Annotated in this window: 8 protein-coding genes; 3 read left to right on the forward strand and 5 right to left on the reverse strand. The window is 65.7% G+C overall.

Going from position 1 to position 13,434, the window contains the following annotated elements; genetic code table 11:
- The first annotated feature begins 128 nt into the window (after positions 1-128).
- A complete protein-coding gene (locus tag ACVILH_RS29760) occupies positions 129-2,213 on the forward strand; it encodes a PQQ-dependent sugar dehydrogenase (RefSeq protein WP_456716072.1) in 2,085 nt (694 codons plus the stop codon).
- 295 nt (positions 2,214-2,508) lie between these two features.
- Positions 2,509-3,402, forward strand: a complete 894-nt coding sequence (locus ACVILH_RS29765; RefSeq protein WP_456717106.1) for an SMP-30/gluconolactonase/LRE family protein — start codon at positions 2,509-2,511, stop codon at positions 3,400-3,402.
- A gap of 344 nt (positions 3,403-3,746) precedes the next feature.
- Here the strand turns inward: ACVILH_RS29765 and ACVILH_RS29770 are convergent, their stop codons facing one another.
- The 4 genes from ACVILH_RS29770 to ACVILH_RS29785 all read right to left on the reverse strand — a co-directional run bounded on the left by ACVILH_RS29770 (position 3,747) and on the right by ACVILH_RS29785 (position 10,977).
- Positions 3,747-4,127: a hypothetical protein gene (locus ACVILH_RS29770; protein ID WP_456716073.1), complete on the reverse strand. Its 381-nt coding sequence runs from the start codon at positions 4,125-4,127 to the stop codon at positions 3,747-3,749.
- Between the two features lie 92 nt (positions 4,128-4,219).
- Positions 4,220-5,098 (reverse strand): transglutaminase family protein, encoded by an 879-nt coding sequence (locus ACVILH_RS29775; RefSeq protein ID WP_456716074.1) that lies wholly within the window; start codon positions 5,096-5,098, stop codon positions 4,220-4,222.
- Entirely contained in the window at positions 5,095-7,632 is a 2,538-nt protein-coding gene (locus tag ACVILH_RS29780; protein WP_456716075.1) for a circularly permuted type 2 ATP-grasp protein, read from the reverse strand. The genes ACVILH_RS29775 and ACVILH_RS29780 overlap by 4 nt, the downstream gene beginning before the upstream one ends.
- 30 nt (positions 7,633-7,662) lie before the next feature.
- Complete coding sequence (locus tag ACVILH_RS29785) at positions 7,663-10,977, reverse strand: transglutaminase family protein (RefSeq protein WP_456716076.1); 3,315 nt, start codon at positions 10,975-10,977, stop codon at positions 7,663-7,665.
- A 435-nt stretch (positions 10,978-11,412) separates the two neighbouring features.
- Between ACVILH_RS29785 and ACVILH_RS29790 the strand changes: the two genes are divergently transcribed.
- Positions 11,413-11,610, forward strand: a complete 198-nt coding sequence (locus ACVILH_RS29790) for a hypothetical protein (protein WP_006613836.1) — start codon at positions 11,413-11,415, stop codon at positions 11,608-11,610.
- Positions 11,611-11,824: 214 nt separating this feature from the next.
- Here ACVILH_RS29790 and ACVILH_RS29795 read toward each other — a convergent pair whose 3' ends face one another.
- The gene (locus tag ACVILH_RS29795) at positions 11,825-13,348 is read right to left on the reverse strand and encodes a UxaA family hydrolase (protein ID WP_456716077.1); all 1,524 of its coding nucleotides are present in this window, start codon (positions 13,346-13,348) and stop codon (positions 11,825-11,827) included.
- Positions 13,349-13,434 lie beyond the last annotated feature (86 nt).

Genomic DNA, 13,434 nt, shown 5'->3' on the forward strand with positions numbered 1-13,434 from the left:
CAGGCTTGCTGCCGGGCGCCGATCGGTCATATCCTCGAGGCAGGCTCTTCCTGCCGACGCCGCGAGTCGTGCGCTAACATCTTCCGCATTGACCGCGGCCATCGTGCAGGACAATTGCGGATCGGCGCATGCGGCGGTTTGGACATATTCTTGCAGTCGTTACGCCTGAAGTTGTCACGCTTGCACTTCTCACGCTTGCACTTGTCACGGCCCTGCTGCTCGGCGCAGCTCCCGGCCACGCCGAGGACACGACGCTCAGAAGCGGCTACGCGCTCGGGACCGCCAGTTGCGGCGAGGCTCCCCTCGCCTTCCCGCGATTGCAGATCGAGATGAAGGCAGGATTCTGCGCCGGCCTCGTCGCCAGCGGCGAGGATGGCCTGAAATTTCCGCGCAGCATCGTGCAGATCCCCGGCCAAAAGCTGTTCGTGGTGGCCGACATGGGCGGCTGGGGCCATGACGATGGGCGGCTTTTGATCCTCGATCCCGCAGCGCCTGCCGGCCAGCGCCTGCGCGAGGTCATCACACGGCTGTCCTATCCGTTCGGCCTCGCAGTCGGGCCCGAGGGCAAGATCTACGCGTCGACCGACACATCGATCTTCCGCTTCGACCCGCTCGCCCCCGATCCGAAGGCAACCATCGAAACGATCATCCGCAATCTTCCCGGACGCAAGCTCACCTTGCCGGACGGCACACGTGTCACCGAGACCGCGCATCCACTGAAGGCCTTCGCGTTCGACCGCACCGGCCGGCTGTTCGTCAATGTCGGCTCGCACAGCGATAACTGCCTATCCTCGGCACCGGGCCGTTGCACGGCCGCCGAAGGCGCCTCGCCGCTCGCTGCCATCTGGCTGTTCACGCCGCCCGCAGGCGGCGTCTTTCCCGCGTTGAAATCAGGCGATGCCGATCCCCCTCACGAGGTGTTCGCGCGCGGCCTCCGCAACTCGATGGCGCTGGCGCTGCATCCGCGCTTTCCCGATCCCGGCACCGCCTTCCTGCAAGGTGAGAACGGGCGCGATCTCCAGGACGTCTTTGCGCCGAACGAGGAGATCAATGCGATCGAGCAAGGCCGCCATTACGGCTGGCCCTATTGCTACGATCTCGCCACGCCGAGTCCGGAGTTCAAGCGCGTGCTGCAGTCGGGCGCCCTCAAAGATTTCTGCAGGACGACCGCGCTCTACAAACAGCCCTGGTCGCTGCTGCCGCCGCATGGCGCGCCGCTCGGCATGCTCTACTATACGGGCGAGCGGTTCGACGAGCTCAAGGGCAAGCTGCTGGTCGGCCTGCACGGCTATCGTCCCACCGGCAGTCGCCTGCTCGCCTATGAGGTCGACGATCGCGGCTTTCCGAAAGTGAGCCCGCCGCCGGTGCGCTATCACGTCAGTTGCGCGGCCGAGCCGACCCGCGCCTTCCGGACGTCGGCGGGTCCCGCGCCCGCTGCCGCTTTCGAGGAGATCATCACCGGCTGGCACCGCGTCAACGGCATCCGCCCACAGGGCGCGCCGGTCGGCATGACCATCGCTGACGACGGCGCGATCTGGTTGGTCGAGGACAAGAACCAGACCGTCATTCGCATCGATCGCACCAGCGAGGCCGCGCCAGAGCCGCTGCCCTGCGACATCAGGAGCAGTCAGTTGATCGACCGGCTCGCCGCCTTCGTGATGGATGATGCCGCGAGCCGTCAGCGTCTGACGACCGTGCGAAAGAACCTGGTAGAGAAACATTGCAGCGGTTGTCATTCGGAGTTCGGCCTGAAGCTCGGCCAATCCGAGCGCGACAAAGACAGCGCCGTGCTGCGCTTCATGCTCGCCCAGGACGGCTGGATCTATCCCGGCGATCCCGAGTCCGGCCGCCTCCGCCAGCGCCTGCGCGGCCTCGGCGCCGAACGGCAGATGCCGCCGGGCGCCAACCTCATCAAGACGGAACCAGGCTACGCCAAGCTGCTTGACGTTGCCGACGACCTCGTCGCGCGCATGGTTCCAGGCACGCGGATGCGGATCAAGCCCGGCGGCCCGCCGCATCGCAAGTTTGTCGCCCGGGACGGCCGCGACTGCGGCGATATCCCGTTCGGCAAGGTCGTGGTGGTCACCGAAAGGTCTGCCGTCAATAAGCCCGGCTTCAGCCGTTTCTTCCGGCCCGCCGACACCTACCTCAACGGCACCTGCACGGACGACAATGGCTATTACATCCAACAACAATTCCTGGTGCCGCTCTGACCAAGCTCTGAACGAGTTGAAACCGGTCGTGCCCAAGCGCACGCTGCGCTCCCCTCCCCCTTGCGGGGAGGGGTCGGGGGTGGGGGTGGCCTCGGGCGCCGCCATCAACAAGGAGCACGTCGCACCCGCAAAGCGTAGGGTGGGCAAAGCAATCGCCGCAGGCGATGCGTGCCCACCGGCCGCCGGCGCCGGTGCAAATGATGGTGGGCACGGCGCGCACGAGACCGCGTCTGGACGCCACCACTATCGCCTTGCGCCTTTGCCCACCCTACGCATCTCGCGCGTAGCTGCCGCTCTGCTAGTGTTAGCAACCGCCCCCGCCCTCGCCGCACCAAAGCTGTTTGACAGCACCCAGCTCACGCCCTCAGGCGAATACACCTTCGGCATCGAGGGCCCCGCCGTCGATCGCGACGGCAATCTCTACGTCGTCAATCTCGGCAAGCCCGGCACCATCGGCAGGCTCGCGCCCGAAGCCGCCGCCTCCGAGAAATTCACCGAGCTCCCCGACGGCAGCATCGGCAACGCCATTCGCATCGATGCCGCCGGCACGATGTTCATCGCCGACTACAAGCGCCACAACATCTTCGCCATCGCGCCCGGCACCACGGAACCCCAGATCGTCTTCCATACCGACGAGATGAGCCAGCCCAACGACATCACGCTGTCGCGCGACGGCACGATCTATGCGAGCGATCCGGCCTTCAAGGCGCGCAGCGGCCGCATCTGGCGCATCGCGAAGGGGCCCGACGGCGCAATGCAGGGCTCTGCGATGACCGCGCCGCGCGCCATGGGCACGACCAACGGCATCGATCTCAGCCCCGACGGCCGCACGCTCTATGTCGGCGAATCCAACAGCGGCGAGATCTGGTCCTACGCGATCCAGGGCGAGGCGCTCACGCAGCCCAAATTGATTACCAAGTTCGAGCCGAACACGATCGACGGCCTGCGCACCGATGTCAGCGGGCGACTGTTCGTCGCCCACATCCTGAAGGGCAGCATCGCCGTCCTCACGCCAGACGGCCGCCTCATCCGAGAGATCGCGCTAAAAGCCAAGGAGCCGACCAACCTCGCTTTCGGCGGCAGCGACGGCAAGACGGTATTCGTGACGCAACGCCAGGGCGGCTTCATCGAGTCGTTTAGGACAGATGTCGAAGGGCGCGAGCACTGCCTGCAGATTCGGAAGTGTTGAGCCTCAGCCGTTGAATACTGCAATTAGTCGGACTCGCTCTCTCAGCCGTCATGGCCGGGCCTGTCCCGGCCATCCACGTCGTCCGGCATACTGAGAACGACGTGGATGCCCGGGACAAGCCCGGGCATGACGGAGTAACTCATAGGCAGGAAGGTTCGCCGGGAAAGCTCCGCATCTCTCCATGCGATAGCGCTGTCGCTCCCTGCGTCCCGCCCAACAAACAGTTGGGGTTATGGGTCCCGGCGTTCGCCGGGACGACACTGGTTGTTTGGCGCGTGCATTCCAACTCACTCGAAGCGGAAAGCCCCCGCATGCGCGAGGGCCTTCCTGAAAACGACGACGATTTACCGCCCGTACACCACAGGCGCGCGGCGGATGATCAGCGGCGGCGGCAGGTCGCGCTGCCAGACGCGGCCGTCGTCGAACTGGATGCGCATGCCGTCGGGCGAATAGACCGCGCTTTCGTCGCGGGCATCGATCCACAGCCGGCTGTTCGGCGCATTCCAGTCCGGCCAAGCCTGCAGCGACTCGCCGGTCTCGGTGGTCAGGTTCACGGAATCGCCGTTCTGGGTCACGAAGGCCGGCGCGCCGATCATGCCGTCGCGGCACATCTGGATGCAGCGGTAGGTGCCGGTGAGATTCGCGCTCGGCTGAGCGGAGGCGGAGCCGGCGACGCAGGCGCCAACCAGGCCAATGAGGATTGCAACACGCTTCATATCGATCACTCCATCGCTCGAAAGGGTCAGCCAGCCCCCCTCGGGCAGATCAAGTGAGAAGCGGCAAAAATGTTCCGGGAGTTCCCGAGGCGGGAACCGCCCTACTCGACCAGCACGACGTCAACGGCGACGCCGAGCTTCTGCTTGGGCGAGCCGACGATGATACCGTCGATCGGCGAGACATCGGAGAAGTCGCGGCCCATGCCGAGGATGATGTGATCGTTGCCGACCACGAGATCGTTGGTCGGATCGAAGCCGATCCAGCCGAGCGTCTCGCCGCACCATAGCGACACCCAGGCATGCGTCGCATCGGCGCCCTGCAGCGGCTTCTCGCCTTCCGGCGGAATGGTCCGCAGATAGCCGCTGACATAGGCCGCGGGCAGGCCGAGGCCGCGCAGCCCGGCAATCATCACGTGAGCAAAATCCTGGCAGACGCCGTGGCGATTGTCGAACACCTCGCGCAGAGGCGTCGAGATCACGGTGGCCTTCGGATCGTATTTGAACTCCTTGCGGATGCGCCGCATCAGGTCGGCCGCGCCCGCCACGATGCCGGTGCCCGCCGGGAAGCTCGCGGACGCGTAGTCCGTCACCGGCGCAAGCACCGGAACCAGCGCGCTGGCGAAGACGTAGCCGATCGGCGACGCCGGCCCGAGGCTGGTAGCCTCGAAAGCGGCATCGCGCACGCGCTCCCATGCGGTGCTCGGCGCCTCGCGGTCCGGGGAGTTGCGCGACAGCTTCACCCGCGAGCGCGAGTCGACACGGAGATGGCGGTGCTGGGTGTCGATGACGATGCTCTCGGTCAGCGTGCCGAAGAAGTCGCGGCGCGCGGTTCGCTCCGAGGGGCGCGGCCGGATGTCGACGCTGTGCGAGATCAATTCCTGACCGTCGCCGCTCAGAGGCTCCAGGCGGAGCGAGCAGCGCGCGAAGCTGACTGCGCTCTCATATTCGTAGGTGGTGACATGCCGGATGTCGTAGATCACGCGAGGCCCGTGAGCTTTTCCGGCCGCGTCGCATTCGGACCGTGCGGGAAATAATGCTGGCCGATCGCCTCGGACAGATTGAGCAGATCCTGCTCCAGCCCGAACAGCGTGCGGCCATCGAGATGCGCGGCCTCCGCCGCGGTCAGCCGCGCCCCCAGCGACACCGACAGCCGCTGCGGCCGCTCGATCAACCCGTTCTCCTTCAGAATCGGGAGACCCGCGATGTGATCGTTCAAGGTCTCGATCTGGAAGGCGACCGAGCGCGGATTGTAGAGGTCGAGCACGACGAGGTCACGGATCGGCGCCAGCGACGGGCCGATCAGATAGCGCGAGCGATAGGTGATCTGGCAGTCGACCAGAGTGAGCAGGACATCGAGATCCTCCGGCGTCGCCTCGTCATAGCCGAACTGCCGCGCAAAGCGCGCGGTGTTGATGGCGCGCTCGGCGCGGCGGCCCATGTCGAGAAAACGCCAGCCGGCGGCGCGGTTCATGTTCTCCTGGGCGAGCCCTGCGAAGCTCGCGAGCTTCTCCAGAATGAACTCGGCCGTGCTGACGACAGCGTCCTCATCCTCCGCCTCCTGCGCCAGCCGGCCCGGCATCTCGGTGATGACCTGCCAGGCGTCGGGCGACAGCCGCTCGCGTAGCGAGGTGGCGGTGCGCTGCGCCGACCTGAGCAGCGAGAGCGCCGAGCCGAACTGCGCCTCGGATTGCAGCGCCTCGGCGGCGGCCTGCGCGCCGCGCATGCGGGAGGTCTGCGAGATCGCGCCCCACGCCAGCAGCAGCCGCTGGATGCGCTCGGCGGTGTTGAGCTGCGCCGGCGAATCCTTGCCGGGGTCGCGGTTCTGCGCGGCGAGCACGCGGATCAGCCGCAACGTCGCCTCGGCACGTTCGAGGTAGCGGCCGAGCCAGAACAGATTGTCCGCGGCGCGGCTCGGCAGCACGCCGGCGATGCGGCGGATGCGGACATTGTCGGAGCCGGGCAGCAGGCTGCGCGCCGCCACCGCCTTGTCGCCGACCACCCAGACGTCGGCGGCGCGCGCGCCGTCGCCCATCGAGATCGCGCGCGCATCGAGCTTCTCGGCGATACGGCAGAAGCCGCCGGGCATCACGGTCCAGCCACCGTCGGGCGTCACCGCCGCAAACACGCGCAGCACGAAGGGGCGCGGCGCGATCCGGCCGCCTTCCCACACCGGCGTGGTCGACAGCCGCACCACCTCCTGGCCGACATAATCGATGCCGCGCTGGCTGATCGCCGCGCGCAGGCGATCGCGCTCGGCCGCCGAAAGCTCGCTGGCCAGCACCGGGCCGTGGTTCGCGATGCCCGGCACCGCGCGGCCATAGGCGCCCTCGATGGCGAAGTCTTCGAGCCGCGACAGCACCTCGTCGCGCGCCGATTTCTGGCCGCACCACCAGGTCGCGATGTGCGGGATCTTGAGATCCTCGCCGAGCACGCGCCGGGACAGGCTCGGCAGGAAGCCGAGCAGCGCGCGCGCCTCCAGCACGCCGGAGCCCGGCATGTTGGCGAGCACCACGCCGCCCTTGCGCACCACGTCCATCAGGCCGGCGACGCCGAGCCGCGAGGCGGCATCGAGCTCGAGCGGGTCGAGCGAGTTGGAATCGAGCCGCCGCAACAGCACGTCGAGGCGCTTCAGCCCCGCCACAGTGCGGATGTGGACGCGATCGCCGCTGACGGCGAGATCATCACCCTCGACCAGCAGGAAGCCGAGATAGCGCGCCAGCGTGGCATGCTCGAAATAGGTTTCGCTGAAGGTGCCCGGCGTCAGCACGCCGATGCGCGGCTCGTCCCGATCGGCGCTGGCGCGCAGCGCATCGCGGAAGGTCTCGAAGAACGGCGCGAGCCGCTCGGCATTCATCGACTTGTAGATCGACGAGAACGCCCGCGACAGCACCAGCCGGTTTTCGAGCGCATAGCCCATGCCGGACGGCGCCTGCGTGCGATCGCTCAGCACCCACCAGCGCCCGTCGGGTCCGCGGCCGATGTCGGCGGCGTAGATGCTGAGGAAGCGGCCGCCCGCCGGCTTGATGCCGCAGACGGGGCGCAGATATTCGCTGGAGCCGGCGACGGCGGCCGCAGGCAGCGCGCCGCTCGCGATCAGCTTCCCCTCGCCATAGATGTCCTGCAGCACGCGCTCCAGAAGCTCGGCGCGCTGCACGATGCCCTGGGACAGTTGCGCCCATTCGGCCTCGTCGATCAGCAGCGGCAGATGACTGAGCGACCAGGACCGTTCGGCATTGTCGCCGGGCGACCGGTAGGTGACGCCGGCTTCGCGCAGATGACGATCGGCGGAGGCGAAGCGGCGGTCGATGTCGGTCGGCGCGAGCGCGGCGAACGTATCGGCGAAGCGGGTCCAGACCGAACGCGGCTGGCCGTCGGCGCCGATGAACTCGTCGGGAATGCCGGGCAGCCTCGTATAGTCGCGCGCCCATTGCGCAGCCCGGCGCAGCGGAGGACGCGCCGCCGGCCGACCGGCCGCGGGGCTCGCTCCCTGGTCCTGGCCGCTCGGGCCGTCCATACCCTGATCCTCCGCACACGCTCGCCTTCATCAATGCAGGAGCGGCCTGCGCAAGTCGAGGGTCATCGGGAATTCATTTGTGCGTTCTTCCGGCGGCATCGCGATTCGTCCGGGAGTGTGGCCGTGATCCTGGAATCGGGCGAGCCGTCGCGCCTCGGCCTCGTAGGAGTTGATCGGCTTGGTGTCGTAGCTGCGCCCGCCGGGATGCGCCACGTGATAGACGCAGCCGCCGAGCGAGCGGCCGTTCCAGGTGTCGATCAGGTCGAAGGTCAGCGGCGAATGCACGGGGATCGTGGGGTGCAGGCCGGACGCCGGCTGCCACGCCTTGAACCGCACCGCCGCGACCGCTTCCGCGGAGCGGCCGGTTGCGGTCATCGGCATTCTCCTACCATTGCAGGTGATGAGATGGCGGCCCTCGACGAAGCCTTCAGCCTTCACCTGAAGTCGCTCGACCGACGAATCCACGTAGCGCACGGTGCCGCCCGCGGCCCCCTCTTCGCCCAGCACGTGCCAGGGCTCCAGCGCCTGCCGCAGCTCCAGGGTCACGCCGCCATGCTGCACGCGGCCGAAGGTCGGAAAACGGAACTCCAGTTGCGCTTGATACCACTCCGGCGAGAAGTCGTAGCCGGACGCGCGGAGCTCATCCAGCACATCAAGAAAGTCCTCCCATATGAAGTGCGGCAACATGAAGCGGTCGTGCAGCGCCGTGCCCCAGCGCACGAACTTGCCGTCCTGCGGCTCGCGCCACAGTTTCGCAATCAGCGCGCGGATCAGAAGCTGCTGCGCCAGCGACATGCGCGGATCGGGCGGCATTTCCAATGCGCGGAACTCGACCAGACCGAGACGGCCGGTCGGCCCTTCCGGAGAATACAGCTTGTCGATGCAGATCTCCGAGCGATGGGTGTTGCCGGTGATGTCGACCAGGAGATGCCTGAACAGGCGATCGACCAGCCACAGCGGCACGCTCTGCCCGCGAGGTGGCACATTGGCGAGCGCGATCTCCAACTCATACAGACTGTCATGCCGCGCCTCGTCGATGCGCGGCGCCTGGCTGGTCGGCCCGATGAACATGCCAGAGAACAAATAAGACAGCGCCGGATGTCGCTGCCAGTACAGCACCAGGCTCTTGAGCAGATCCGGCCGGCGCAGGAATGGCGAATCCGGCGGCGAGGAGCCGCCGACCACGACGTGATTGCCGCCGCCGGTGCCGGTGTGACGGCCGTCGATCAGGAAGCGGTTGGCCCCGAGTCGCGTCTTGGCGGCGTCCTCATAAAGGCCAAAGGTGATGTCCACCGCCTGCCTCCAGCTCTGCGCCGGCTGGATGTTGACCTCGATCACGCCCGGATCGGGCGTCACCTTGATCACGTCGATGCGCGGATCGAATGGCGGCGCATAACCTTCGACATGAACCTTGATCTGCATCGCCTCGGCCGTCGCTTCAACGGTGGCGATCAGCTCCAGGTAATCCTCGATGGTCTCCACCGGCGGCATGAACACGCAGAGGATGCCGTCGCGAATCTCGACCGACATCGCGGTGCGCACGCCGAGCCCACCCCAATACTGATACTGCACGTCCTGCTGTTGTTGTGGCGGCCGATCGAGCGCCTTCAGCGGCGGCACCTGCGGCACGATCACGGGACGGCCCTGCGTGTAGGCCGGCAGCGGCCCGCGCGGCTCCATCGGATCCTGCTCGTGAATATACGGGAAATCTTCGGGCGGAATGTAGACCAGCGAATTGATCGGCAGCCGCAGGCCGAGCGGCGAGTCGCCGGGAATCAGGAACAGCCGCTTGCGCCGAAGGCCCCAGCGCTCGCTGCGCCAGCGCGCAGGTTTCGCATTCCAGCGCTGGATCGGCAACACGAAGCCGCGCGGAATGTGCAGCCCTTCGTCGAACACACGCGCCATGCGCGCGCGCTCTTCCGGATCGGCGAGCTTGGAATCGAGCGCATCGACGTTCTCCGGCAGCGCGGCTTCCTTCTGCAACCAATGCGCGGGATCTTCGAACGCCGGCAACACGTAGTCGGCCTCAAGTCCGAGCGTCTGCGCCGTCGTGTCGAGAAAGCGCTCGGCATCCGCGATCGTCGCCATGCGCGGGCCATCGATGCTCGCAATCAGATCGGGATTGCGCCAGATCGGCTCGCCGTCCTTGCGCCAGTACAATCCGAACGCCCAGCGCGGCAGACTTTCCCCGGGATACCACTTGCCCTGGCCATAATGCAGCAGGCCACCGGGCGCGAAGCGCGTGCGCAGACGCCTGATCAGGCTGTCCGCCAGCCCGCGCTTGGCCGGGCCGACTGCGGCCGTATTCCACTCGGCGGATTCCATGTCGTCGATCGACACGAAGGTCGGCTCGCCGCCCATCGTCAGCCGGACATCATGAGCGGCGAGATCGGCATCGACGGCTTCGCCGAGCCGGTCCAGCTTGTCCCAGGATTCATCGGAGAAAGGCCGTGTGATGCGCGGCGCTTCGCGGATGCGCTTCACGTTCATCTCGAACGCGAAGTCGACCTCGGCAATTCCGGCGCTGCCGCTGATCGGAGCGGCCGAGTGATAGTGCGGCGTCGCTGCGACCGGGATGTGGCCCTCGCCGGCGAGCATGCCCGAGGTGACGTCGAAGCCGATCCACCCGGCACCGGGCAGATAGACCTCGGCCCAGGCATGCAGATCGGTGAAATCGCTCTCGACCTCCACCGGCCCTTCGACCGGATCGATATCAGGACGAAGCTGTATCAGATAGCCGGAGACGAAGCGGGCGGCGAGCCCGAGATGACGCAGCGTCTGAATCAGCAGCCAGGCCGAGTCGCGGCAGGAGCCGGCGGCGGAGGACAGCGTCTCCTCCGGCGTCTGAACGCCAGGCTCCATACGAATGATATAACGAATCCTTTTCTGCAACTGGGCATTGAGGTCGACGAGATAGTTGACCGTGTTGTCGGCCTCGCGCGGGATCGACTTCAAGTACTCCGCGAACTTTGGCCCGGGCTCGATCGTTTCGAGATAGGGCGCGAGTTCCGTTTTCAGCCCCTCCGGGTAGCTGAACGGAAAGCTATCGGCATAGGGCTCGACGAAGAAATCGAACGGATTGATCACGGTCATCTGTGCCGTGAAATCCACCTCGATTTTCAGTTCGTTCACCTTCTCGGGAAAAACATAGCGCGCCAGCCAGTTGCCTTGCGGGTCCTGCTGCCAGTTCACGAAATGGTTGGGAGGGGTGACCTTGAGCGAATAGCTCAGCACCGGCGTCCTGGTATGTGGTGCCGGACGCAAACGGATGGTCTGCGGGCCCAATCCGACCGGACGATCATACTTATAATGAGTGACGTGATGTAATGCGACGTAGATTGACACGTGGGTTCACCGCTCCAGCAACTTTTTTAAGCAGAACATTGACGTGCCCAGGGATCAAGCACTAACAACGGGCAGAGCTGCCTAATGAACCATCCTAAGCCCGAAAGCTGGCATTCCGGCTGATTTCGATCTCCTGGGCTCCCCGATCATGTGTCCGAGCTGCACGCACCGGTGGCTTTTGCGGCGAGACCATGACCAGACCAGGCGTCCTAACAAGAACGAGAGAAGAACAAACAACCCGCGACACCGTGTTCCATCGGAGTTGTCCACAGGCAACGCGAGACGCAGTCACGGAAGATTGACCACTCTGGAATAGCAGGGATTAACCCCAAAAGTTGAACTAACAAGAACTAATAGCGTTGCATTCGCCGCAATCGCTTGATAGCTCGACTACACGTGCTATTTAGGACGCCCATTGCCAAAAGGAGAATCACGTTGGCCAAGACAGCTAAGAAGGCAGCTACCAAGAAGTTGGCGCGCAAGCCGTATACCGCCGCCGACATCAAGCTGCTGAAGCAGCACTCGAAGTCCAAGACCCCGGTTGCCAAGATCGCCAAGGCGATGAAGCGGACTGAAGGCTCGCTCCGCCAGAAGGCTCTGGCGCTGGGCATCGGCCTCGGCCACCAGCGGTAAATCGCTCGGCGCCGCTGTCGCGCGCGCATCAACGCGCGCCTTACCCACGGCGGCGCTCGTCATCGGTCATCTGATCTCAGTTGCGATCGAGTCTCAGCTATGCGGCAGATCTCAGCTGCGATCAGATGCCGGTCGAGAAACAACCGGCAATCAAATCATCTGCAAGCGAACAATCTGCGATCATAGTCGCAATTGATGAGCCGGAGCATCCCGGCTACATCGTGGCGCCAAGCACCCAAGGTGCAAACTCAGCCCCGCCGAAATCGAAGCTCTCGCTCTTGGTCGGCTGCCCCGACGCCGTCTTCAGCATCAATTCGAAGATGCGCTGGCCGCATTCCTGCACGCTCTCCTCGCCATCGAGGATGGTGCCGCAATTGACGTCCATGTCGTCTTCCATCCGCTTGTACATCGGCGTGTTGGTTGCCAGCTTGATCGACGGCGCCGGCTTGCAGCCGAACACGCTGCCACGCCCGGTGGTGAAGCACACGAGATTGGCCCCGCCGGCCACCTGCCCCGTCGCGGCGACGGGGTCGTAGCCAGGCGTGTCCATGAAGACGAAACCCTTCTTGGTCACGGCTTCGGCATAATGCAGCACATCCACCAGATTGGTGCTGCCGGCCTTGGCCATCGCGCCGAGCGACTTCTCGAGGATGGTGGTGAGACCGCCGGCCTTGTTGCCCGGGCTCGGATTGGCGTTCATCTCCGCGCCTTCACGCGCTGTATACTCTTCCCACCAGCGCATCAGCGACACCAGCTTCTCGCCGACCTCGCGGCTGACCGCGCGGCGCGTCAGCAGATGCTCGGCGCCGTAGGTCTCGGGCGTCTCCGACAAGATCACCGTGCCACCATGCCGCACCAGGAGATCACTCGCCGCGCCGAGCGCGGGATTGGCCGAGATGCCGGAATAGCCATCGGAGCCGCCACATTGCAGAGCGACCGTCAGCTCACTCGCGGGGACCGTCTCGCGCCGCACCTTGTTGGCGTCGGCGAGCGCTTCCTTGACAAAGGCGATGCCGGCCTCGACGGTCTTGCGGGTGCCGCCGACCTCCTGGATGTCCATCGCGCGTAAGCGGCCGGCGAGCTTCTGCTCCTCCATCAGCCCGCCGATCTGGTTGGCCTCGCAGCCCAGACCGAGCACGATCACTGCCGAGAAGTTCGCGTGGCGCGCGTAGCCGCCGAGGGTTCGCCGCAACAGCTTCAAGGGCTCGTCGAGGGTCATGCCGCAGCCGGTCTTGTGCGTCAGCGCGACGACGCCGTCGACGTTGGGATAGTCGGCGAGCGGATTGTCGCCGGTGAACGGATTCCTCTTGAAGACATCGGCGACGAGGCTTGCGACATGCGCGCTGCAGTTCACCGAGGTCAGAAGCCCGATGTAGTTGCGGGTGGCGACGCGGCCGTCCGGGCGGCGAATGCCCTCGAAGGTCGCGGGGAGATCGAAGTTCGGCGTCGGCTTGACGTCGACGCCATAAGCGTAGTCCTTGGCGAAGTCGCCCATGCCGCAATTCTGCGTATGAACATGCTGGCCTGGCGCGATCGGCGCGGTGGCGAAGCCGATGATCTGGCCGTAACGCCGGATCGGCTCGCCCTGCGCAATCGGACGCACTGCGACCTTATGCCCCGCCGGAATGCTGTCGGCCGTGACCACGCCATCAGCCACTGCAAGTCCAGGCGGCAGGCTCGCGCGCGCGATCAGCACGCTGTCCTCGGGATGAAGCCGGATGACGGGAGCGGGAGCCATGGCAGTCTCTCTCGTTGAAACTTTGGAAAAGTGGGCGAATAGCTGACGGCGAGTAGCGAATGGAAGGGGCCTCTACTCGCTACTCC

It is taken from the genome of Bradyrhizobium sp. USDA 4353 (assembly GCF_054063215.1).

Excerpts from the sequence above, each read along its gene's own strand:
- ACVILH_RS29760 (WP_456716072.1), top strand. The coding sequence starts at position 129 with ATGCGGCGGTTTGGACATATTCTTGCAGTCGTTACGCCTGAAGTTGTC.
- ACVILH_RS29795 (WP_456716077.1), bottom strand. The coding sequence starts at position 13,348 with ATGGCTCCCGCTCCCGTCATCCGGCTTCATCCCGAGGACAGCGTGCTG.
- ACVILH_RS29780 (WP_456716075.1), bottom strand. The coding sequence starts at position 7,632 with ATGGACGGCCCGAGCGGCCAGGACCAGGGAGCGAGCCCCGCGGCCGGT.